20 protein-coding genes and 1 pseudogene are annotated in these 21,242 nt (G+C 60.6%); 7 read left to right on the top strand and 14 right to left on the bottom strand.

The genetic code is table 11. The features are described from left to right. Nucleotides 1-3 precede the first annotated feature (3 nt). The 4 genes from KX729_RS04390 to hemN all read left to right on the top strand — a co-directional run bounded on the left by KX729_RS04390 (nucleotide 4) and on the right by hemN (nucleotide 4,403). Nucleotides 4-534, top strand: a complete 531-nt coding sequence (locus tag KX729_RS04390) for a FixH family protein (RefSeq protein WP_219741240.1) — start codon at nucleotides 4-6, stop codon at nucleotides 532-534. Then, nucleotides 531-2,813 (top strand): cation-translocating P-type ATPase, encoded by a 2,283-nt coding sequence (locus tag KX729_RS04385; RefSeq protein ID WP_219741239.1) that lies wholly within the window; start codon nucleotides 531-533, stop codon nucleotides 2,811-2,813. The genes KX729_RS04390 and KX729_RS04385 overlap by 4 nt, the downstream gene beginning before the upstream one ends. After that, entirely contained in the window at nucleotides 2,810-2,959 is a 150-nt protein-coding gene (gene ccoS, locus KX729_RS04380; RefSeq protein ID WP_219741238.1) for a cbb3-type cytochrome oxidase assembly protein CcoS, read from the top strand. The genes KX729_RS04385 and ccoS overlap by 4 nt, the downstream gene beginning before the upstream one ends. Before the next feature lie 76 nt (nucleotides 2,960-3,035). Beyond that, nucleotides 3,036-4,403 carry an oxygen-independent coproporphyrinogen III oxidase gene (gene hemN / locus KX729_RS04375; protein ID WP_246617412.1) on the top strand — a complete coding sequence of 456 codons (1,368 nt, stop codon included), beginning with the start codon at nucleotides 3,036-3,038 and terminating at the stop codon, nucleotides 4,401-4,403. On the opposite strand, the gene KX729_RS04370 is transcribed toward hemN, so the two are convergent. Then, nucleotides 4,400-4,936, bottom strand: coding sequence for a hypothetical protein (locus KX729_RS04370; protein ID WP_219741236.1), 537 nt, complete (start codon nucleotides 4,934-4,936; stop codon nucleotides 4,400-4,402). The two genes, hemN and KX729_RS04370, sit on opposite strands and share 4 nt — an antisense overlap. A 308-nt stretch (nucleotides 4,937-5,244) precedes the next feature. On the opposite strand from KX729_RS04370, the gene KX729_RS04365 reads away from it, so the two are divergent. Continuing rightward, nucleotides 5,245-5,892: a glutathione S-transferase family protein gene (locus KX729_RS04365; protein WP_219741235.1), complete on the top strand. Its 648-nt coding sequence runs from the start codon at nucleotides 5,245-5,247 to the stop codon at nucleotides 5,890-5,892. Nucleotides 5,893-5,904: 12 nt separating this feature from the next. On the opposite strand, the gene KX729_RS04360 is transcribed toward KX729_RS04365, so the two are convergent. Both KX729_RS04360 and KX729_RS04355 read right to left on the bottom strand, forming a co-directional pair. Then, a complete protein-coding gene (locus tag KX729_RS04360) occupies nucleotides 5,905-7,827 on the bottom strand; it encodes a hybrid sensor histidine kinase/response regulator (protein ID WP_219741234.1) in 1,923 nt (640 codons plus the stop codon). Between the two features lie 18 nt (nucleotides 7,828-7,845). Next, nucleotides 7,846-8,601, bottom strand: a complete 756-nt coding sequence (locus KX729_RS04355) for a Crp/Fnr family transcriptional regulator (protein WP_219741233.1) — start codon at nucleotides 8,599-8,601, stop codon at nucleotides 7,846-7,848. 119 nt (nucleotides 8,602-8,720) lie between these two features. On the opposite strand from KX729_RS04355, the gene KX729_RS04350 reads away from it, so the two are divergent. Further along, the gene (locus KX729_RS04350) at nucleotides 8,721-9,443 is read left to right on the top strand and encodes a response regulator (RefSeq protein ID WP_219741232.1); all 723 of its coding nucleotides are present in this window, start codon (nucleotides 8,721-8,723) and stop codon (nucleotides 9,441-9,443) included. Between the two features lie 4 nt (nucleotides 9,444-9,447). Here the strand turns inward: KX729_RS04350 and KX729_RS04345 are convergent, their stop codons facing one another. The 7 genes from KX729_RS04345 to KX729_RS04315 form a co-directional block, all read right to left on the bottom strand. Further along, nucleotides 9,448-10,608, bottom strand: a complete 1,161-nt coding sequence (locus KX729_RS04345) for a CapA family protein (RefSeq protein WP_219741231.1) — start codon at nucleotides 10,606-10,608, stop codon at nucleotides 9,448-9,450. Nucleotides 10,609-10,611: 3 nt separating this feature from the next. Then, entirely contained in the window at nucleotides 10,612-12,516 is a 1,905-nt protein-coding gene (locus KX729_RS04340) for a CocE/NonD family hydrolase (protein ID WP_246617411.1), read from the bottom strand. Nucleotides 12,517-12,627: 111 nt separating this feature from the next. Then, nucleotides 12,628-14,202 carry an ABC transporter substrate-binding protein gene (locus KX729_RS04335; RefSeq protein WP_219741230.1) on the bottom strand — a complete coding sequence of 525 codons (1,575 nt, stop codon included), beginning with the start codon at nucleotides 14,200-14,202 and terminating at the stop codon, nucleotides 12,628-12,630. A gap of 19 nt (nucleotides 14,203-14,221) precedes the next feature. Beyond that, a complete protein-coding gene (locus KX729_RS04330; RefSeq protein WP_219741229.1) occupies nucleotides 14,222-15,259 on the bottom strand; it encodes an ABC transporter ATP-binding protein in 1,038 nt (345 codons plus the stop codon). After that, nucleotides 15,256-16,227, bottom strand: a complete 972-nt coding sequence (locus KX729_RS04325) for an ABC transporter ATP-binding protein (RefSeq protein ID WP_219741228.1) — start codon at nucleotides 16,225-16,227, stop codon at nucleotides 15,256-15,258. Before KX729_RS04325 ends, KX729_RS04330 begins: the two co-directional genes overlap by 4 nt. Nucleotides 16,228-16,232: 5 nt before the next feature. Next, complete coding sequence (locus KX729_RS04320; RefSeq protein ID WP_219741227.1) at nucleotides 16,233-17,132, bottom strand: ABC transporter permease; 900 nt, start codon at nucleotides 17,130-17,132, stop codon at nucleotides 16,233-16,235. Then, nucleotides 17,129-18,103 (bottom strand): ABC transporter permease, encoded by a 975-nt coding sequence (locus tag KX729_RS04315; protein ID WP_219741226.1) that lies wholly within the window; start codon nucleotides 18,101-18,103, stop codon nucleotides 17,129-17,131. The genes KX729_RS04320 and KX729_RS04315 overlap by 4 nt, the downstream gene beginning before the upstream one ends. A 215-nt stretch (nucleotides 18,104-18,318) precedes the next feature. On the opposite strand from KX729_RS04315, the gene KX729_RS04310 reads away from it, so the two are divergent. Beyond that, nucleotides 18,319-19,215: a LysR family transcriptional regulator gene (locus KX729_RS04310; protein ID WP_219741225.1), complete on the top strand. Its 897-nt coding sequence runs from the start codon at nucleotides 18,319-18,321 to the stop codon at nucleotides 19,213-19,215. 154 nt (nucleotides 19,216-19,369) lie between these two features. Here KX729_RS04310 and KX729_RS04305 read toward each other — a convergent pair whose 3' ends face one another. The 4 genes and pseudogenes from KX729_RS04305 to KX729_RS04290 form a co-directional block, all read right to left on the bottom strand. Further along, nucleotides 19,370-20,002 carry a hypothetical protein gene (locus KX729_RS04305; protein ID WP_219741224.1) on the bottom strand — a complete coding sequence of 211 codons (633 nt, stop codon included), beginning with the start codon at nucleotides 20,000-20,002 and terminating at the stop codon, nucleotides 19,370-19,372. Next, entirely contained in the window at nucleotides 19,999-20,175 is a 177-nt protein-coding gene (locus tag KX729_RS04300) for a hypothetical protein (RefSeq protein WP_219741223.1), read from the bottom strand. The genes KX729_RS04305 and KX729_RS04300 overlap by 4 nt, the downstream gene beginning before the upstream one ends. 567 nt (nucleotides 20,176-20,742) lie before the next feature. Then, complete coding sequence (locus KX729_RS04295; protein WP_219741222.1) at nucleotides 20,743-20,880, bottom strand: hypothetical protein; 138 nt, start codon at nucleotides 20,878-20,880, stop codon at nucleotides 20,743-20,745. Nucleotides 20,881-20,884: 4 nt separating this feature from the next. Further along, nucleotides 20,885-21,242, bottom strand: a pseudogene (locus KX729_RS04290) (hypothetical protein); the annotation flags it as partial.

Here is a 21,242-nt window from a genome sequence, read left to right as displayed (position 1 = left end):
AACATGACGCATATCGATACGGATCATATCAATTCGGGCCGGGCCAAGTCTTTCAAGTTCGCTGGCACCTTCACGGGCTGGCACATGATGGGCGTCATGGTGCTGTTCTTCGGCACCATCATCTCGGTCAATTTCTATATGGCCTATAACGCCATCCACAGCTGGAGCGGGCTGGTGGCGGAAAACACCTATGTCGCCAGCCAGCAGTTCAACGGCAAGGCGGCAGAGGCCCGCGCGCTGACCGCCAGCGGCGTCACGGGCGTGCTCACCATGCACGGTTCCGACATCCGCTACGAAATCCGCCACCCGAAAAACGGGTTGGTCGAAGCCGATACGCTGGTGCTGAAATTCAAGCGACCGGTGGGCGAACATCAGGATTTCGAACTCGATCTGACCCCGATCTCCAAAGGCGTGTTCGGCACGACGCATCAGGTTCTGCCCGGACACTGGATCGTCGATGCCAGTGCGATGAAGGACGGCAAACGCATTCTTCACCAGGCAGAACGGGTCGCGGTGCTGAGGGGGCAGGAATGAGCTGCTGTGCGCCCGGAGCCGAAGGCTCGTCTGGTCATCCGCTGCCCTCGTCGGAAGAGCTGCTGCTCTCCAGCCGCACCGTCGGTGACGGATTGCTGCAGACGGATCTGAGCGTGCCGCAGGTGCATTGCGGCGCCTGCATCTCCGCGATCGAAGGTACTTTGAACATGCTGCCGGCGGTGGAGCGGGCGCGCGTCAACCTCTCGACCCGCCGCGTCTCGATCGTCTGGAAGGAGAAGACGGAAGCCGGTGCGACCGATCCGGCGCTGCTTGCGAAGGCGATCGTCGATGCCACCGGCTACGATGCTCATCTCTTCACCAATGCCGAGGAGGCCGGAGAGAAGCTGCAGAAGGATCTGATCCGCGCTGTGGCGCTGTGCGGTTTTGCGGCGGCGAACATCATGCTGCTTTCCGTCTCGGTCTGGTCCGGCGCCGATGCAGCGACCCGCGACCTCTTCCACTGGATTTCGGCGATGATCGCCGCCCCGGCGCTGATCTATGGCGGCCGTTTTTTCTATCAGTCCGCCTGGACCGTGCTGAAGCGCGGGCGCACCAATATGGATGTGCCGATCGCGCTCGCCATCACGCTTTCCTATGTCGTATCGCTCTGGGAGACGATCCATCATGGCGAACACGCGTGGTTCGATGCGACCGTGTCTCTGCTCTTCTTCCTGCTGATCGGCCGCACGCTGGATCACGTCATGCGTGACCGGGCGCGGGCCGCAATCAGCGGGCTCGCTCGATTGTCGCCGCGCGGCGCGATGGTGGTCGCGGCGGATGACTCGCGCGAATATCGGTTGGTGGAGGAGGTCAAACCCGGTGACCGAATTGCAATCGCTGCCGGTGAACGGGTGCCGGTGGACGGTGTGATCGAAAGCGGCGCCAGCGATCTGGACGTCTCGATCGTCAACGGCGAGAGCGCGCCACGCCCGGTGAAGGCGGGAGACGCGGTGCAGGCCGGAACGCTCAGTCTCACCGGCTCGCTGTTGCTGCGCGCCACGGCAGCCGCAAGGGACTCGTTCCTCTCGGAAGTCATCGCGCTGATGGAAGCCGCAGAAGGCGGGCGGGCGCGGTATCGCAGGATCGCCGACCGGGCGGCGCAAATCTATTCGCCGGCCGTACATTTTCTGGCGCTCACCGCCTTCGTGTCCTGGGGCATCTTCGGTGGCGACTGGAAGCAGGCGATGCTGATCGCCATCGCGGTACTGATCATCACCTGCCCCTGTGCGCTCGGGCTTGCCGTACCGGTGGTGCAGGTCGTGGCGGCCGGACGGCTGTTCCGGAACGGCATCATGGTCAAGGATGGCTCCGCGATGGAGCGGCTTGCCGAGATCGATACGGTGCTGTTCGACAAGACCGGAACGCTGACGCTCGGCCGGCCTCGGCTGCTGGATATGGAGAAGTTCAGCCGCAAGGATCTGGCGTTGGCTGCAGGGCTCGCCGTGCATTCGCGCCACCCGCTTTCGCAAGCCCTCGCGCATGCGGTCTCGGGTCCGGTCGAGATCTTCGAGACGGTGACCGAAACTCCCGGATGCGGGCTGGAAACGGTGACGCCGAAGGGCGTCTACCGGCTCGGCAACCGACGTTTTGCGTTGCCGGGGATCGAGCCCGGAAATCCGGGCAACACGGTCTCGGAGACAGTTCTCTCGCTTGATGGTCGGGAGATCGCCACCTTCAGTTTCGACGATGTGCTTCGGCCCGGCACTTCGACTTCGATTACATCACTCGGCGCGCAAGGCTTCCACACCGGCATCCTTTCCGGCGACCGGACCCGTGTCGTGGCAGACCTTGCTATCCGTCTCGGCCTCAACAACTGGAAGGCCGAGCTTTCGCCGAAAGAAAAGGCCGAGGCCTGCGCCTCGTTGGCCGCCACCGGCCACAAGGTGCTGATGGTCGGGGACGGCGTCAACGATGCGCCCGCACTGGCCGCCGCCCATGTGTCGATCGCGCCGGCAACAGCGGCCGATATCGGAAGGCAGGCGGCGGATTTCGTGTTCATGCATGACAGCCTCGAAGCGGTGCCTGTCGCAATCGATATCTCGCGCCGCGCCGGACGGTTGATCCGCGAGAATTTCGCGCTTGCGATCGGATACAACATCATCGCCGTACCGATCGCGCTTGCCGGTTACGCCACGCCTTTGATCGCCGCCGTCGCGATGTCGACCTCGTCGATACTGGTTGTCGCCAATGCGCTTCGGCTGAGCCGGCTGGCCGTGCTGGAAAAGCCGACGCTTACCGAAGCCGAGCGGCCGGTGCCGCAGGAGGCTCGTGTCGCATGAACATGCTGATCTACCTCATCCCGATCGCCCTGTTTCTCGGGGGGCTGGGTCTTTTCGCCTTTCTCTGGTCGCTGAAAAGCGGCCAGTACGACGATCTGGAAGGCGCATCCTGGCGGGTGCTGCGCGACGACCCGCCCGAACAGTGATCGATTGATTTCGAACAAACACCCGCCCAGCGGCCAGCGATAGTGTCGGGACATCATGCCCGAGAAGGATTCTGCCATGCCCCAAGCCGCCGCCGAAAAGGCCATCGTCGAGAAATATGGCGACGCCCGCCTGCCGCGCTATACCAGCTATCCGACGGTGCCGAATTTCACCGGTGAATTCGATCCGGCTCTGCACCGCACCTGGCTGAGCAACATTCCGGCCGGGCAGCCGACCTCGCTTTACGTGCATGTGCCCTTCTGTCGGGCAATGTGCTGGTATTGCGGCTGTCATACGACGATCACCCGCCAGCAGAAGCCGATCGACACCTATGTCGCGGCGATGCATAGGGAGATCGAGCTCCTGGCCGAACAGCGCGGCCGCAGTTTCTCTGTTTCTGAACTCCATTTCGGCGGCGGCACACCGACCATTCTCCACCCGGAACAATTTGTCGGCCTGCTTTATGTGATGCAGGATCGACTGGGCTTTGTGGAGAAGCCGAATATCGCCGTCGAGATCGACCCGCGGACGCTGACCGCGGAGATGGCGGCAGTGCTGGGTGCTTCAGGCGTCACCCGCGCCAGCCTCGGCGTACAGAGCTTCGATCCCGTGGTGCAGAAGGCGATCAACCGCATCCAGAGTGCGGAAATGACCATGGATACGGTCAGCAACCTGCGCCGCGCCGGTGTCGTCGGCATCAATTTCGACCTGATCTATGGCCTGCCGGAACAGACGGTCGAATCCTGTCTGGAAACGATCGCCACGACCGTCGCCATGCAGCCGGATCGTATTTCGGTCTTCGGTTATGCACATGTGCCGGGTTTCAAGAAGCATCAGCGGATGATCGACGAAGACGCGCTTCCGAATGCGCAGGAGCGTTATCGGCAGGCGGAAGCCATGGCTGAAGCGCTCATCACTGCCGGCTACCGGGCCATCGGCCTCGATCACTTTGCCTTGCCCGATGATAAAATGGCGCTCGCCCAGGCTGAGGGTCGGCTGCACCGGAATTTTCAAGGTTACACGACCGACGCCTGCGAAACCCTGATCGGCATCGGCGCCTCCTCGATCGGTAGATTCTATGGCGGCTATACGCAGAACGAAATCCCGATCGGGCTTTATGAAGCCAAGGTCGGGACCGGTGAGCTGCCGGTTGCCAAACTCTGCGCCACGACGGCAGAGGATCGTTTTCGCGGCGAGGTTATCGAGCGGCTGATGTGCGACTTCTCCGCCGATGTACGCGGGATTGCAGCAAGGCATGGCTTTGGGGAGGAGATGCTTCTCAGGGACAATACACGACTGCGACAGCTGGAAGAGGACGGGCTTGTAGACGTTCGCGATGGTGTTGTGCGTGTTTCGGAAAAGCATCGCTTCATCGTGCGGGCAGTGGCGTCAAGTTTTGACGCCTATCTGGCTGTCAACGGTCGGAAATTCAGCAAGGCGGCCTAGAAAATGCGGAGGAAACGAGGAACAGAATGGCCGCTCTGTTGCCTCCACTCCAACTGCGCTTCATGCCAGGTATTGTGAATACCTTCGAACGAGAACTTTACCGGTTGCGCAACATAAAACTGTCTGAACTCCCTAACCGTTTCATTCTCTCGGAGAAACTTGCAGATGGCTTGCCGAAAATTCCACGGCTTCGCCTCTTTGGGCAAGCGCGACAGCCAGTGCCCGTTTGGTCTGCCCTTTGGCCAACCTTTGAGTAGTCTCCACCCAGAGGGCAGTGGGTTTTGTGACATCACACTGATAAAGAGATCCAGCTCTGCCGGCATTGCGAATATCAAATCCACTCCATCAAAATGAACAGCCAAACGGCACCAGAGCTTCCTTTGAAACGGAAAGGGATGGCTGACGGATTTGGGACGCTTGCGCTGCCCGCTCGGCATCTTTTGCTGAACCCAGCCAGCCGTTGTTGCGCCAGCCCAACCACTCATGGGTGCCCAAGGAAATTCCCTATGGTAGGAAAGTGTCGCGGATTTCATGTCGCCAGCCAAATTCAAAAACGATCGCGGCCAACCTGCCTTATCCGGCTGCACAAATCTAGATCACAATCAATCAGTTGTTTTAAGTGGGGCGGCCAGCGTGATCTCGCGGCAGCAGCGTGACGTCAATCGGCCGCCCGAACCCAGTCTAAAGTTACTGGCGGTCGCGCCCCGCGCGCCTTTTGACAGACGGGCGGGTGTTCGTCCAGTGTGAAGGACGGGTCCGATACCGCAACTATCTCAGTGATCGATGTCGGAACCTCGTCTGCTCGATCGTCTTCAAAGCAATGAAGCTTGGGAGAACTCCGATGACGATTACGATTACCGCCTTTGAAAGCTCGCCGGATCGCGGCCGTGGCCTGGCGCGTGACTTTCGCGTTCGATGGGCGCTGGAAGAGGTCGGGCAGCCCTACGATGTCCGTCTTGTGTCATTCAAGACGATGAAGGAGCCCGCACATCTGGCGCTTCAACCGTTCGGGCAGATTCCGACCTATGAGGAAGGCGGGCTCGCCCTGTTCGAGACCGGTTCGATCCTGTTTCATATCGCCGAGCGTCATCCGGGTCTGCTGCCGCATGATGCCGATGCTCGGGCGCGGGCAATTACATGGATGTTTGCGGCGCTGAGCACGATCGAGCCGACGGTGGTCGAGCGCGAGATGGCGTTTTTCCTTGAGCGTGAAGAGACCTGGTATTCTCAACGCCTCGCCATGATCGAAGAACGCATCCGCAAGCGGCTCATGGAACTTTCCACGTGGCTTGGCGATGCCGAATGGCTCGATAGCGCCTTCAGCGCCGCCGATATCCTGATGGTGACGGTGCTGCGCCGATTGGAAAGCTCCGGTCTTTTGGACGAATACGCAAATCTCGCCGCCTATATCGCGCGGGGTAAGGCACGGCCAGCATATCAGCGCGCATTCGAGGCTCAGCTTGCGGTCTTCACGGCGGGAAACACTTGAGGCCAGACGGCTTCAGTCCAGCAACTCCCGCAGCAATGTCGCCAGTTCCCGCGCCGTATAAGGCTTCTTCAACCAGCTGCCCGACTGCGCCAACTCGCGGCCGGCGATCGAGGGTTCGGCATAGCCTGATGTGAACAATATTTTGATGCCGGGCCGGCGGATGCGGACTTCGGCGGCGAGTTCATCGCCGGTCATGCCGCCCGGCATGACGATATCGGTGAAGAGCAGCGCGATATCATTGTGTTCATCGAGACGGTCCAGCGCTTCCGCTGCGTTCGGCGCCTCGACGATCTCGTAACCGAGTTGCGTCAATCGCGAGACGGCGATACGCCGCACGCGTGGATCGTCTTCGACGACAAGGATCTTTTCCGTGCCGCCGGGCATGGAGGTTGGCTTCGTTTCAGCCTCGGATGCGAGCTGGTCCGCACCATCGTGGCGTGGGGCCGCAGCGAGGAATATTCTCACGCTCGTGCCCTGCCCGAGCTCGCTATAGAGCTGCGCATGGCCGCCGGACTGTTTGGCGAAACCATAGACCATGCTGAGACCAAGCCCCGTGCCCGCACCGGCGCCCTTGGTGGTGAAGAAGGGATCGAAGGCTTTTTCACGCACGTCGGCGGTCATGCCCTCGCCGGTGTCCGTCACCGCGATCAGCACGTATTCGCCGGTGCGGACGTCCGGATACATCTGCGCATAATCGACATCCAGCCGCACGCGGGAAATCTCGATCGTCAGCTTGCCGCCGCGCGGCATGGCATCGCGAGCGTTGAGCGTGAGGTTGAGAAGCGCGTTCTGCAGCTGCGATCCATCGACATTCGCTTCGTTGGCCGCACCGGTCACGGTGGTGCGCAGCTGGATGGTTTCGCCGAGCGTGCGGCGCAGAAGTTCGGAAAAACCGCTGACGAGGCTGCCGACATCGACGAGTTTTGGATGCAGCGGCTGACGGCGACCGAAGGCGAGCAACTGGCCGGTCAGCTTGGCGCCGTCCTCCGCCGCTCCTTGCGCTTCGTGCAGCAGTTCCAGCAGGCCGGCATCCTTCAAGCGGTCCTCGATCATTTCGAGATTACCGCTGATGACGGTCAGCAGATTGTTGAAGTCATGCGCCAATCCGCCAGTCAACTGACCGATCGCTTCCATCTTCTGGGCCTGGCGCAGTTCTTCCTCGATCTTGTGGCGGCTGGTCAGATCGCGAACGAAGCCGGTGAAGATGCGTTTGCCGTTGGTCTGCGCCTCGCCGACCGCAAGTTCCATCGGAAAAACCGACCTGTCCTTGCGCTGGCCCTGCACCACGCGGCCATACCCGATGATGCGGCGTTCGCCGGTCGTCAGGTAACGGGAGATATAGCTGTCATGTGCCTCGCGGTCCGGATTGGGCATCAGCATGCTGACATTGTGGCCGCAGACTTCCTCTGACGCATAACCGAACAGCCGCTCGGCGGCGGCGCTGAAGGAGGAAATCTTGCCGAACTCATCGATGACGATCATCGATTCCGGCACGGTATCCAGAATGGAGCGCAGATGCGCTTCGCGCTCGGCCAGATGGTTCTGCACCCTTTTCATCTCCGTCACATCATTGTTGGTCTGGATGATGATCGGAGGCCCATCACCGGACGTGTTGATTAAAACCCAGCGGGTGGCGACGAAGACGGTGTGACCGTCCCTGTGGCGATGGACCACCTCCCCCTCCCAGGCGTGAGTGGTCTGCACCTGCCGGCGGATGTCTTCGACCGGCTCGGGAAACTCCGTCGCCAGCAATTCATGCACGACTTTGCCCAGCGCTTCGTCTTTCGACCAGCCGTAAAGCCGCTCACAGCCTGTCGTCCATCTGCGGACGATGCCATCGGTGCCATGGACGATCAGGTTGGCATCGTCCAGCAGCATGGTGAGGGCGTCGAGCTGGCTGTCGGTGGACGTGCCGGTTTGGGTCCTGCCAGGCATAGACATTCCGTTCAAAGGTCAGTGGCGCCGCCGCTCACCCTGAGCCTGCAAATCACGCCGCATGTCGATACAGTCATCGTCGTCTCCGGCGAGTTGTGCAAGCATTCCCGGCCGTTCGATGCGGATCGAGTGGCGTGCGGTCGGATCCAACACGTTCAGGACGCCCTTGCCGATCAGCCGGGTGATGGTGCGCGACACTGTCTCGATCGTCAGGCCGAGATAGTCGGCCATGTCCTGCCGGCTCATCGGCAGTTCGACGACCGGCTGCAGGCTTCCCTCCGACAATGCGCGCCGCAGGTACTTCTGGAAGAAGGTGCAGATGCGCTCCTCGGCGCTCTTGCTCGCGAGCAGGACCATCTGGTCCTGAGCGGCGGCCATTTCGTCGCAGACGCGGGCCAAGACATCCTGCCGCAACCCGTCCGAACTCGCCACAGCTGCCTCGAACTGGCGGCGCGGCAGGCGGCGGATTTTGGCCGTGGTGATCGCCTCAGCGGTGTAGAGATAGTCGTTGCGCAGCGAGACGCCGACGATATCGCCCGCATGCAGGAAGCCGGTGATGACGCGCCTTCCGTCCGAAATGATGCGGAAAACCCGCAAAGTGCCCTCGATTACCTCGAAAATGTGGCGTGCCTCGTCGCCTTCGAAGAACAGCGCCTGACCGGGTGCGAGATATTCGGCGGGCTGTTTTGCGAAAAGCCCGTGCAGACAATCCGGCTCGCCATAAAGGCCGGCGCCCGTCGTGTTCAAAGCCTTCGCGTAATCCGTGAGAAACATGGTCTTGCCCCGTCCGTTCAGTTGAGGGCAGTTGACCTCTTACCGGTAACACGCGAATGCTAACCCAGTAAAACTTGGTTCGATTTGGTAACAGACTGTAACACGACGGTTCTCTGCTGATGTCTTCTCCCGCCGCTGCCCATATCCTCGTGGTCGACGACGATCCGCGCATTCGCCAGATGCTGACCCGCTATTTCGAAGGCGAAGGTTACGGCGTCAGCACGGCCGCCGACGGGCAGGAAATGCGCGGCCAGATGAAGGCTAAGGAAGTTGATATCATCCTTCTCGATCTGTCTTTGCCGGGTGGCCAGGACGGATTGGACCTTGCCCGCGAAATCCGCATGCAATCCGATATCCCGATCATGATGCTGACCGGCCGCGACGACGTGGTGGACCGGATCATCGGCATCGAGATCGGCGCCGACGACTATATCGCCAAGCCGTTTCACCTGCGTGAGGTGCATGCGCGCCTGAAATCGATCCTGCGCCGCCGCCAGCCTTCGATGTCGAAAACCGAGCCGACGGACGAGAAAATCATCCGCTTCGAAGGCTGGACGCTCAATCTATCTCGGCGGCAATTGCTGTCCGGCGACGGCACGGAGGTGGAGCTGACGACCGGCGAGTTCGACATGCTGGCCGCCTTCGTGCAGCATCCCGGCCGGGTGCTGACCCGCGATTTCCTGATGGACGAAACACGCGGGCGGCAGCTTGAAGCCTTCGACCGCACGATCGACGCGCAAATCGTGCGGCTGCGCCGCAAGATCGAGCTGGATGCCAAGCACCCGCAGCTCATCAAGGCGGTACGCGGCGTGGGTTACGTGTTTACCGGCAGGATCTGTTGAGGATTCAAGAGACGAGCGCCTTTTCCGTTTTCGACAGGTCGGAGAAAGCGCGAGTGCGGATTTCGTCCGCATCTGCGCCGCTCAACGGTACAGGACCAAACGGTGTATCGTCAGAAGGTCGGCCGACCGAAATCGGCAGGAGTTCCAGTTTTTCGCAGGTTCCGTCATCGGCAAGCGTCAGCCGGATCGCCGCGCTGCGCCAGACATCGACACGTTTTTCGTCATAAGTCGCCGGACGGCGGGTGTGGAAGACGAAATTGCCGAGACCAGGGATGATCGCCTTGCCACGGTGGAAGGCGATCGGCTGCATGACCGGTGCACCGGTGCCGAGGATCAGGTCGGCGTCATTGTCGATCAGACTGCGGCAGAGATCGAGGAGCCAAGCGGGCGGCTCCTTCCAGTTCGAATCCCAGTGATGGCCGTGGATTGCTACCGCGACGAGATCGCCCATGGCCTTGGCCGCGTCGATGCCGTCCACCAGCCTTTGCATATCCTGCTCGTCGGCAATCCAACGGGCGGCAATCGCGTCACCGGGCACGATCTGTGTGCCGAAGGCTTCGAGTTCGGGCTGCTTGCCGACATCGTAGCCGACGGCTGCGCGGGCAGCACTGCGTTTGTCATCTCCCAGTGTCGTGACAATCCGCTGCAGGGTCTCGAATTCCGCAGGCGGCAGGGCGACAGCGCGCTTCATCCGTAGAGGTGCGATGCCGGCCCGGTCGGCCGAGGCGTAGTTGATATCCGGCTGCGGGCCGAGATCGACGGAGAAGATCGCCAGGGATTTCCCTGAAGCTCCGGCGGGAGCAACAATCGCCGGAGTCGCTGCTGCATCGATATCCTTGCCGCTGCCGGCAAGCTGTAATCCAGCGGCTTCCGCCGCAGCCCGTGTTGAAGCGATCCCGGGCGGGCCGAGATCGAAGGCATGGTTGTTGGCATGCGTGACCGCATGAAAACCAAGGTCGCGCACCGAGGCGAGCGCTCCGGGCGAGGCCAGATGAAGCGTCTTCGTTTTAGTCGGCCAGGCGCCGGCCGTTTCCACCGTCGCTTCCAGATTGCCGAAGGCGACATCCGCCTTCAGGAAATCCATCACCTCCTGCTGCCCCTCGCCCGAAAGATCGAGGCAGCCGTGGATCAAAATCTGGCCGATGACGGCGACGGTGAGCGGCATCGTCTATTTCCCGAAAGGCTTCAGCGCCGCCATCGCCTCGCCGCTGACGATCGGCAAGCGGATGGCGGAGGGGCGGGCCACATCGCAGAACACCGTGTTGCGGGCGACCTGCGTGGTACGGCCACGGCCCTCCGGCGCATAGGTGTTCGGGTTGACGTCGTATTTCGGGAAGTTGGACGAGGAAATGTCCAGCCGGATACGATGTCCCTTGGCGAAGAGGTTGGCGGTGGCGAACGGCTCGATTGTCACCTTGAAAACCTCGCCTGCGACGATCGGTTCCGGCTTTTCGAAGGAGTTCCGATAGCGGCAACGGATGATGCCGTCGGTGATGTTGAGCGCGTAGCCGGTCGGATGATCCTTGCTCGGCGGATAGACGTCGACCAGCTTGGCGGTGAAATCGGTATCCGGCGCATCGGAAGAGACGTAGAGCTCGACGGTGATCGGGCCGACGACGGCGACGTCTTCGGTGAGTATTTCGGTCTCGAAGGACAGCACGTCGGCGCGGGCCGAGAGCGGCAGGCCGGGGTGCTTCGAACCGTAGAACTTGTTCCCCTCGCGCTGGTCGAAACCGCCGCCTTCGAAGATCGGCTGGCCGCTTGTCAGCGAACCGCCGATGGTCGGCACGGGGTTCTTCGGATCGAAATCATAGACGAAGGGGGCAATATCGGCCTTCGGCTTGTCGGCGGAGAGCGAGCCGTTTTCGTGGATGTAGAAATTGCGGAACTCGGTGCCCGGCAGCGGCCAGTCTGCCGCCTCGATCCAGCGGCCGCCGTGATCGAGCAGGCCCTGGTCATTGCGGTTACCCGAGCCACCGCCCATGACGAAGGCGCGCACGGTCGGCTGTTCGGAAACGCCGTTATCGTTGCCCTTCAGCCAGCGATCGAACCAGTTGCGGCGGAAGGCGAGCCAGCTTTCCATGACGTTGCCGCCGAGCGGTGCGGTCGGACCGAAGGACGTGTCGCCGGCGAGCGTGGTGTTACGGTTGCCATGCAGCCACGGCCCCATGATGAGCTGCAGGGGGCGTTCCTTCTTGCCGGAGAGGCCGCGGTAGTTATCGAGCGTCGATTTTACATAGGCATCGTACCAGCTGGACATCAGCACGCAGGGCACTTCCGGGAAGGTTTCGTAGAAACCTTCCATATAGAGGCCGACGCGGCGCCAGCTTTCGTCGAACGTGCCGCTGCGCCACTGCTCCAGAAGATAGCTCTCGTATTCCGGCATCCAGCGCACCGGCGAGACGCCCTCGCGCCACGGCATGGAGGTGAACCAGGCATTGATATCTTCCGCCTCGATAGCCACACGGGCGAATTCGTCCGCCTCGCCGATCGCCTGATTATAAGCCCAGGTCGCCTGTTTCAGTTCAAAGGCACCGCCCTGGCGGATGCCGCATTGGTAGGCGTTGGAGAACCCGCCCGAATCCATGATCATGCAGGCAAGACCCGGCGGATTGAGGCAGGCGAGTGCCGCCTGCGTATGCGCGGCATAGGACAAGCCCATCGTGCCGAACTGGCCGTTCGACCAGCCTTGCTCCACCAGCCATCGGGCGGTGTCGTAACCGTCTGCCGCCTCGGAAATGTATTTGCTGAACTGGCCTTCGGAATTATGGCGGCCGCGGCAATCCTGATAAATAACAGCGTAACCGGCGCGGACGAAATAGGACGCCACTTCGTTGCGCTTCATCGGCGTATCCATGCCGACTTCGATCTCGGAGCGAGAGCGCTCGGCCTTGCCATAGGGCGTGCGTTCCATGATCGCCGGCAGCTTGCCTTCGATCACCTTGCCGTCCTTAGCCGGGCGATAGACATCGGTCGCGAGCCTGATGCCGTCACGCATCGTTACCATCACATCGCGTTCGACGATCACGTCGTCGGCAATCACCTCGAAGCGCGAAGGCGTCAGGGTATCCATGTCCGTATCCTTGAAAAATTGACAAAGAAGATCCGGGCCGGCCGGCCACACTCCTGCCGGCCCGGACATTTGCTGTCCCACCGAAGCGAGGCAGCGTCTAAAACGGCGCTCTTACTTTGCGATACCGGCGAGCGTCGGGATCGTGTCTTCGGTCATGTTGGCGACATAGGTCAGGTTCGCCTTGCCGGCCCAGTGAACCTTCTGCCAGAAGAGCGGAATGACCGGCACGTCGGCGAAGACCATGTTGGTCGCCTTCTGCAGCCCCTCGATGCGCTTCTTGGCATCGAACTCGGCGGTCGCGGCCTGCATGGCCTGGTCGAAAGCCGGGTTCGAATATTTGGTGCGGTTGAACGAACCGGTGCCGGCATCCTTGTTGACGGTCATCAAGAGGTTGCGAAGGCCGGTCGCCGAAGTCGGGGTCGAGTTGCCGAGCGAGAAGATGAAGGCCGAGAACTCGCCGTTGCCGGCGCCCTTGGTATAAACGTTATAGGGCTGGGCGACGACGCCGTTCACCTTCAGGCCGCCGCGGGCAAACATCTGGCCGAGCGCCTGGGCCGTATCCGCATCACCCGGGAAGCGGTCGTTGGAAGTGTGCAGCGTGATGCCGAAACCGTCCTTGTAGCCGGCTTCCGCCAAGAGCTTCTTGGCGCCTTCGACATCATAGGCAGCCGCCTTGATCGACGGATCGTTGCCGGCAACACCGGTCGGGACCAGCTGGCCGGCAGGTTCGGCCGAACCGTCGAGAATGCGGTCGACGATGAGCTGTCGGTTGACGAGCTGCGAAAGCGCCTGACGAACCTTGAGGTCCTTCAGCGGGTTCTTCTCCAGCGGCTTGCCGTCCTTGTCGGTGACGAAGGGGGTTTTATCGCGCGCGCTGTCGAGGGCGAGATAGATCAGGCGGGCCGAGGCGATCGAGAAGACCTTGAGGCCGGAAATGCCCTGAAGGGTCTTTACGTCACGTGGGGGCACCGCATCGATGAGATCAACCGAGCCCGAACGCAGAGCCGCGACGCGCGAGGCATCGTTGGAGATGAACTTGATCGTGACGTTGTCGAAATCCTGCTTCTTGCCCCAGAAGCCGTCGTTCTTCGTCAGAGCCAGGTTGTCGCCCGGCGACCAGGACTTGAACTTGTATGCACCGGTGCCGATCGCCGCCTTGCCGCTGTTATAGTCCTCGATCGTGGCGCCCTGGGCGACCTTCTTTTCAAGGATGTAGACGAAGCCGATCTGCTCCATGAAGTCCGGCGTCGGCTTCTTGGTCTTGAATTCGACGGTGAGGTTGTCGATCGCCTTCATGCTGTCGATCGCCGCGACGTTGCCGGAAAACGGCGCCGGGCTGTTCGGCACGTCCTTGGCGCGGGTCAGCGAGAAGATCACGTCGTCTGCCGTCAACGGATTGCCGTCGTGGAATTTTACGCCTTCGCGCAGCTTCACCTGCCAGGTGAGAGGATCGATATTGGTCCAGGAGACGGCCAGAGCCGGCTCCATGTTGATCGCCGGATCGGTGTTGACCAGACGGTCGAAGATCGCCTGGGCGACGTTCTGGTTGTTGCCGGTGCGCGAGAAGAGCGGATCGATCGCGGACGGCTCGGTAGCGCTGCCGATAATCAGGTCGGCGGCGTGAGCCGTGCTCATCATCAGCACCGTGGCGGCGACGCCGGCCATCAGGAATTTCATCGGTTTCATGTGTTCGTTCCCTTTCTTTTTAGATGGCCGGTTCGGCCGCTACGTTCTTGATCTCATTTGCCGGCAAGTCGTTCAGGTGGCAGGCACTGACATGACCGGCAGAATTCTGCTTCAGGGCCGGCCGCTCCACGCGGCAGCGGTCGAAGGCCATCGGACAGCGCGGATGGAAGTGGCATCCCGGTGGCGGATGAAGCGGCGACGGGATTTCGCCCTTGATCGGCGTGAAGACGCGGCGGCGGTCGGTGACCGACGGCAGTTCGCGGATCAGCGCTTGGGTGTAGGGGTGTTTCGGATTGTCGAAGAGCTCGTCCGGCGTGGCGCTTTCTACCACGCGGCCGAGATACATGACGACGACCCGGTCGCAGATATGCTTCACCACGCCGAGATCATGGCTGATGAAGAGGTAGGTGAGGCCGAATTCCCGCTTCAGATCCATGAACAGGTTGAGGATCTGCGCCTGGATCGACACGTCGAGCGCCGCGACGGACTCATCGCAGACCAGCAGTTTCGGCTTGACCGCCAGCGCGCGGGCAATGCCGATGCGCTGCCGCTGGCCGCCGGAGAACTGGTGCGGGTAGCGGTCGAGATAGGTGGCATCGAGGCCGACGCGCTCGGCCAGCGAGGCAACGTAGTCTCGCATCTCGCGGCCCTTGACGATGCCATGCACCTTGGGCGCCTCACCGATCAGGTCGATGACCTTCTTGCGCGGATTGAGCGTCGACATCGGATCCTGGAAGATCATCTGGGCGGAAAGGCGCATCGAGCGCTTTTCCGCGCCTTCCAGCGACGTCAGAGCCTTGCCCTGCCAGCGTACCTCGCCGCCGCTGGTGGGCATGATGCCGGCCATGACGCGGCCGAGCGTCGATTTTCCGCAGCCGGATTCCCCGACCAGGCCGACAACCTCGCCCGGGTAGACGGCAAGATTGACCTCGTCGACTGCGTGCACGGTCTTTTCCTCAAGGCCTGCGCCGAAGAGATTGGCGATCTTTTCCGCATAGTCGAGTTTTCGGGAGAAGCGGCGGCTGACGTCGACTGCTTCGATAAGGGCTGTCGTCATGCGGCTCTCCCGAGATGCGGATGGAAACAGCGGAATTCGCGATCGGCGGCGATTTCCAGCATCGGTTCGGTGGCGCAGATTTCCGTCGCACGGGCGCAGCGGTCGCGGAAGGCGCAGCCAGAGGGGCGCGACAGCGGTGATGGGGCAAACCCTGGGATCGGCCGCAACGGTTCGCCGCGCGGCACGGCGGCAGGGACGGCGCTAAGCAGGCCGGACGTGTAAGGGTGACGTGGCTCGGTGAGGACGCCATCCACCTGTCCTGCCTCGACGATCTTGCCCGCATACATGACCATGATGCGGTCGGCGAGCGCGGCAACGACGCCGAGATCGTGGCTGATCCAGATCAGTGCCATGCCGAACTCGCCGGCCAGCCGCTTGATCTCGAACAGGATCTGCGACTGGATCGTCACGTCGAGCGCCGTCGTCGGTTCGTCGGCGATGATCAGGTCCGGCCGGTGCAAAAGCGCAATGGCGATCGCCACGCGCTGGCGCATGCCGCCGGAAAACTGGTGCGGATAGCTGTCCAGCCGCTCTTCCGGCGAAGGAATGCCGACGAGGCCGAGCGCGTCGCGCGAGCGCTGCCGGGCCTCGGCGCGGGAGACCTTGTCATGGGCGAGAACCGTCTCGACCATCTGGGTGCCGACCGAAAGGACCGGGTTCAGCGTCATCATCGGATCCTGGAAGATCATCGCGATGCGTTTGCCCCGGATCGTCCGCATGGCGGTCGGCGGCATTTTCAACAGGTCTTCACCATTGAAGAGGATTTGGCCGGAGACGACGCGGCCCGGCGGATCGACGAGACCGAGGATCGAGAAGCCGGTGATCGACTTGCCCGAGCCGGATTCGCCGACCAGACCGACGATCTCGCGCTGGCCGACGGTGAAGCTGACATCGTCGACGGCCTTCAGCACGCCGCGGCGGGTCATGAAATGGGTGGAAAGGTTTTTGACGTCGAGAACTGGAGTCATCCCACTCACCTTTCGCCCAGACGAGGGTTCAGCACTTCGCGGAGGCGATCGCCGACGATGTTGATCGAGAAGACGAGCACGAGCAGCAGCACGCCGGGATAGACGCTGATCCAGTATTCACCGGACATCAGCAGCTGGTAGCCGTTGGCGATCAGCAGGCCGAGCGAAGGTTCGGTAATCGGCAGGCCGATGCCGAGGAAGGAGAGCGTCGCTTCCGCCGAAATGGCATTCGCCACCTGCAGCATGCCGATGACGATCAACGGCGGCAGACAGTTCGGCAGCAGGTGACCAAGCAGGATGCGCGGCGTCGAGATGCCGAGCGTGCGGGCAGCTTCGATATAGTCCTTGTTCTTTTCGACCAGCGCGGCGCTGCGCACGGCGCGGGCGAAGGTCGCCCATTGCACCAGAACCAGCGCGAAGATGACCTTCCAGAGCCCCTGCCCCAGCAGAGCGAGAAGCATCAGTGCCACGAGAATGGTCGGGAAGCCGAGCATCAGGTCGACGACGCGCATGATCAGTGCATCGATACGACCACCGAAATAAGCGGCGATCAGGCCGAGCACGGTGCCGACCAGCAATGCGACGATGCCGGAAAACACGCCGACGCCGAGGCTGGTACGCAGGCCATAGATCATCGCCGAGAACATGTCGCGGCCCTGGCCGTCCGTGCCGAGAATGTAAGTCAGGCCGTCCATGCTCTCAGAACCCGGCGGCAGCTTGGAATCCATGATGTCGAGAACGGCGAGATCGAACGGGTTCTGCGGCACGAGATACGGGCCGACGACGGCTGCGAACAGCAGGATGACGCAGACCACTGCGGCCACCACCGCCTTGGGGCTGCGGGAAATGCCGACGACCAGACGGCCGAGCAGCATATCTTCACCGAAGAGAGCGGCAACACTCATGATGCGTCTCCCAGCCGGACTCGCGGATCGACCAGCGAATAAAGCACGTCGACCACGAAATTGATGAAGATGAACAGGCTGACGATAACCAGCAGGTATGCGACGACCACGGGGCGATCGAGGCGCATGATGCTGTCGATCAGCAGCTTGCCGATGCCCGGCCAGGCGAAGATCGTCTCGGTGACGACGGCGAAGGCCAGCATGCTGCCGAGCTCCAAGCCGATCACCGTGATCAGCGGAATCAGGATGTTCTTGAACACATGCACGAAGACGATGCGGTTTTCGGACAGGCCCTTGGCGCGTGCGAATTTGACGAAATCGAGTGGCAGGGTCTCGCGCACGCCGGTGCGTGTCAGGCGGATCACCAGCGACAGCTTGAAGAGCGACAGGTTGATCGCCGGCAGGATGAGGTGCTTCAGGCCATCCAGCGTGAACAGGCTGGAATGAATGCCGAGAAACTCGCCCATCTGGCCGCGTCCGGTGGATGGCAACCAGCCGAGCCAGACCGAAAAGATCATAATCAGCATCATGCCCTGCCAGAAGCTCGGCAGCGAAAAGCCGAAGATCGAGCCGGTCATGATCACTTCGTCCGTCGCCGTGTTCGGCTTCAGGCCGGACAGGAGGCCGAGCGGAATGCCGATGATGATGGCGATGAACAGGCCGACCAGCGTCAGTTCCAAAGTTGCCGGCAGGCGTTCGAAGATCAGGCTGATCGACGGGCGGTTGAACACGAAGGAGCGTCCGAGATCGCCGTGCAGCGCATTCCAGGCAAAGGTGAAGAACTGTTCCCAGAGCGGCTTGTCGAGGCCGAGCGAAGCAACGACCTGAGCGCGCTCAGCCTGGCTCGCATCGGGCGCAATCAGCATTTCGGCCGGATCGCCGATCGCATAGATGCCGATAAAAACGATGATCGCGGTCACGCACAGGACGGCGATGCTCTGCAGGAAGCGGCGGATGACGAAGACCGTCATAACGTGCGCTCCTGCTTACCCTTGTTCCCGCAAGGACAGAGAAACTTCATAAATTGCGTTCCCTTATTCTGTTTATTGCCGATGACGATAGCGACGATGGGAATATGCGCAATATTATGAGGAGAATGCATTGGCCTATGCGTTTTGCGCGCGAGGGTAACCCTGTCTCGCGTCATCGCTTGTGTTCGGCGGTCCGATACCCGTAGGATTGCCGAATGAATTTCAAGCAGCTCGAAATCTTCAAGACGATCATGGATACCGGCTCGACCATGTCGGCCGCCACGCAGCTCGGCCTGTCGCAATCGGCGATCAGCCGGCAGCTCGCCTCGCTGGAAGAAGAGATCGGCCGCGAACTTTTCCTGCGCGACAAGGGCCGGCTCATTCCGCGGCCCGAAGCGCATCTGCTGCGCGACGAAGTGGATGACGTGGCGCAGAGCGTCGCCCGGCTGCGGGTGAAGATCGGCGACGTCCGCACCGGCGCGTTCGGCGAGGCCCTGGTGCGCGTCGCTTTCCCGCACAGCCTGTCGACCACCATGCTGCCGCCGATCGTCGCTCGTTTCAAGGCGGACCATCCGCGCGTCACGGTCGAGATCCTCAGCGGTCCTTATGATGCGATCGAACGGCTGGTGCATGACCGCATCGCCGATCTCGGCTTCGTGCGCCTGCCGGCCGAAAGCCATTCCTTCGAGGCCCGGCCGCTCTTTTCCAGCGGCACGACCTGCGTCATGCCTGTCGGCCATCCGCTGGCGGAAAAGGAGGCGATTGATGTCAACGACCTCGCGCGCAACGACCTGATCCTGCTCGGCCGCCAGCGGATCAACCGCAACGAACTTGAACACGAACTGCGCCGCATCGTGCCCACCTATCGCTGCAGCCTGGAGGTCCATTCGGTGGAAACCGCCTGCGCCTGCGCCGCCCAGGGCCTCGGCATCGCCATCGTGCCAACGCTGATCGCCGAATTCTTCCGTAGCGCTGCGATTGCGATGCGGCCGTTTTTGCCGGACAAGGCGTATGATTACGGCATCATCACTGTTCCGGGGGCGCCGCTTTCGTGGACGGCGGAGGCGTTTATCAATATTTTGAAGGCGACTGGGAGTGAGCCGATCAAATAGGTGATCGGGAAAATCGCATCGAATCTGTTACGGCGCGGCGCTAAACATTCGCGATATATTAGGGAGATAATGGTGGCATTGGAGAGATTTTAGGTCGAAATTATATATTTAAAAAATATTATTTAGAAATTTCTTTGTAACGGCATGACGGCGGTCATTTTGTTGAAGATTGCTGACGCTTCCTAGCTTTATGACGCCGGTAAATATTTTCGAAATGAGCTTCTTGTTTTCTCTCGGCCTCCGCCTTTTTTTCAGCACGCTCATGTTCGGCGGCGAACTGATCTCGTAGTTTGAATAGCTCGCATAACTGGTTCCCCGAAACGCCTTCGAACATTGCCTTATAAGCCTCTTGATTAGCCATCGACGGAATTTCGCCGCGAAGCCAATCAAGTAGAAATTCTCTAGACTTTTTCCCTGATACCCAACCTTGATTCACGATCATTGACGCCTGCTCGACGAGGTGAACCATCTGAAAGGCGTGAAACTGTGCGTCCGACCAGTCATAAATTTTGGCCGCGTGAGCCTTCTCACGTTCAGAGGACAATTGGCGCGTTAGCTCAATAACAGTTGCTAAATTACGTGCCTTTGCCGATTGAAATATGGCAACAGCAGCGGCTATGACGGCGAAGAATGAGCCAAGAGCACCAATAGCGGTAGCGACATCCAACAAGTTTAACTTTTCCGGCAACCACCGCCACTGCGTTGATGTCTCGCATGTCGATAGTAGACAGAATACGCCCTTCTCGAAAGGCCGATCTGTCAACAGATCAACAATCTCTTTAATCATTTCTTCTCGGTCGAAACTGGTTTGGCCTGAGAGGTGCTTTGCCCTGTCGAAGCAGAGGACGGCCGTATCACCGGAGTTGGAAGATAGCTGTTGGCTCCCGTCAAATCGGGCGGCTCCGCCCTGCCATGCGACACCGCGATGTCTGGAGAAGTTTTCAGCTTGTCGTCAGACATCAAGGAACCTCCACTTCTTGGGGGAAAGCTGCATTGGCGCCGACGAGAGTGTCGTAGGCTTTGCTGTAGGCGGAGCAATCGGTGGAGCCGACTTGCAGCCTTCTGTTAGCATAATACGTTTTTCGTTCATGAAGCGGTCTTAAAGCTAGGGTTCTTAATGAGGTTGCCGACTACTTATCTTCGTCTTTCTGTTTTGGCTTTTCCTCAACGGTCTTGTTCTGTGATGTTGTCGGTGGACGAATGAGCGGAGTGTTCAGGTATCCGCCCTGTGGATCTGTGAGCCCGTTGTGCGGAAGGACCACGCCGCCGAGTGGATCGAAGGGGAAACGCCGAATAATCATGATTACTTCTTTTCCCCCGATGACTGGTTCTGAGATTGACTTTGGGCGGTCGAGATAGTCGGAGTTGGTAAGTAGCCGTTTTGGACGACAACCTTTCCTTCCGTTGCGATCCGAGGCGTTGGCATAAAGCCATCTTGTGCGAATGTTTTATTCTTATCCGTCATGGGTTTCACCTTTTTTGGGGGAGGGCAAGTGTAGCCCGCAGATGACACGGGCTACACTTAATTCACTTACCCTTCTTCTCGTCCTGCGAAAGGACGGAAGCGGCAAGCTTCTTCGCATCGGCGGGCGTGGCTTTCTTAGCGCCTGAAAGCACCTTCGAGGCCAATGTTGAAACCGGAGAGGAAGACTGCTTTTTAGCCATTTTTTCAAACCTCCGAAGCCGGACGGACATCACCGAAACGTCTGCCCGTTTTAATCTCGCTAATTCTGCCCGGATTGATACCGAACGTAGCCGCGATGTCATGTTGCATCATTCGCTCAAGAAGAAGACGTTTGATGCGTGCTGCCATTTCCGCCGTTACGCGCGGCGAGCGCTTTCTATGAGGCTGCTCTGAGACCGAACCTTGGATCGCCGAAAGCTGGAGTTTTCCGGCTTTTGCTCTGAGACCGAACCTTGGATCGCCGAAAGCTGGAGTTTTCCGGCTTTGATCACGATGGCTGGCTGGTTGCACCACCGGGATTATGCAGGTCAATCGGGACGTTATATCCGATCGCCGAGTGAGG

Source organism: Neorhizobium populisoli (assembly GCF_019430945.1).
GTDB lineage: Bacteria > Pseudomonadota > Alphaproteobacteria > Rhizobiales > Rhizobiaceae > Neorhizobium > Neorhizobium populisoli.
This window is presented reverse-complemented; position numbering and strand designations above follow the sequence as displayed.

Excerpts from the sequence above, each read along its gene's own strand:
- KX729_RS04325 (WP_219741228.1), bottom strand. The coding sequence starts at position 16,227 with ATGACTCCAGTTCTCGACGTCAAAAACCTTTCCACCCATTTCATGACC.
- KX729_RS04370 (WP_219741236.1), bottom strand. The coding sequence starts at position 4,936 with ATGAAATCCGCGACACTTTCCTACCATAGGGAATTTCCTTGGGCACCC.
- KX729_RS04330 (WP_219741229.1), bottom strand. The coding sequence starts at position 15,259 with ATGACGACAGCCCTTATCGAAGCAGTCGACGTCAGCCGCCGCTTCTCC.
- KX729_RS04365 (WP_219741235.1), top strand. The coding sequence starts at position 5,245 with ATGACGATTACGATTACCGCCTTTGAAAGCTCGCCGGATCGCGGCCGT.
- KX729_RS04340 (WP_246617411.1), bottom strand. The coding sequence starts at position 12,516 with ATGGATACCCTGACGCCTTCGCGCTTCGAGGTGATTGCCGACGACGTG.
- KX729_RS04390 (WP_219741240.1), top strand. The coding sequence starts at position 4 with ATGACGCATATCGATACGGATCATATCAATTCGGGCCGGGCCAAGTCT.
- KX729_RS04315 (WP_219741226.1), bottom strand. The coding sequence starts at position 18,103 with ATGACGGTCTTCGTCATCCGCCGCTTCCTGCAGAGCATCGCCGTCCTG.
- KX729_RS04335 (WP_219741230.1), bottom strand. The coding sequence starts at position 14,202 with ATGAAACCGATGAAATTCCTGATGGCCGGCGTCGCCGCCACGGTGCTG.
- KX729_RS04350 (WP_219741232.1), top strand. The coding sequence starts at position 8,721 with ATGTCTTCTCCCGCCGCTGCCCATATCCTCGTGGTCGACGACGATCCG.
- KX729_RS04345 (WP_219741231.1), bottom strand. The coding sequence starts at position 10,608 with ATGCCGCTCACCGTCGCCGTCATCGGCCAGATTTTGATCCACGGCTGC.
- KX729_RS04360 (WP_219741234.1), bottom strand. The coding sequence starts at position 7,827 with ATGCCTGGCAGGACCCAAACCGGCACGTCCACCGACAGCCAGCTCGAC.
- KX729_RS04295 (WP_219741222.1), bottom strand. The coding sequence starts at position 20,880 with ATGGCTAAAAAGCAGTCTTCCTCTCCGGTTTCAACATTGGCCTCGAAG.
- KX729_RS04310 (WP_219741225.1), top strand. The coding sequence starts at position 18,319 with ATGAATTTCAAGCAGCTCGAAATCTTCAAGACGATCATGGATACCGGC.
- KX729_RS04300 (WP_219741223.1), bottom strand. The coding sequence starts at position 20,175 with ATGTCTGACGACAAGCTGAAAACTTCTCCAGACATCGCGGTGTCGCAT.
- KX729_RS04355 (WP_219741233.1), bottom strand. The coding sequence starts at position 8,601 with ATGTTTCTCACGGATTACGCGAAGGCTTTGAACACGACGGGCGCCGGC.
- KX729_RS04385 (WP_219741239.1), top strand. The coding sequence starts at position 531 with ATGAGCTGCTGTGCGCCCGGAGCCGAAGGCTCGTCTGGTCATCCGCTG.
- ccoS (WP_219741238.1), top strand. The coding sequence starts at position 2,810 with ATGAACATGCTGATCTACCTCATCCCGATCGCCCTGTTTCTCGGGGGG.
- KX729_RS04305 (WP_219741224.1), bottom strand. The coding sequence starts at position 20,002 with ATGATTAAAGAGATTGTTGATCTGTTGACAGATCGGCCTTTCGAGAAG.
- hemN (WP_246617412.1), top strand. The coding sequence starts at position 3,036 with ATGCCCCAAGCCGCCGCCGAAAAGGCCATCGTCGAGAAATATGGCGAC.
- KX729_RS04320 (WP_219741227.1), bottom strand. The coding sequence starts at position 17,132 with ATGAGTGTTGCCGCTCTCTTCGGTGAAGATATGCTGCTCGGCCGTCTG.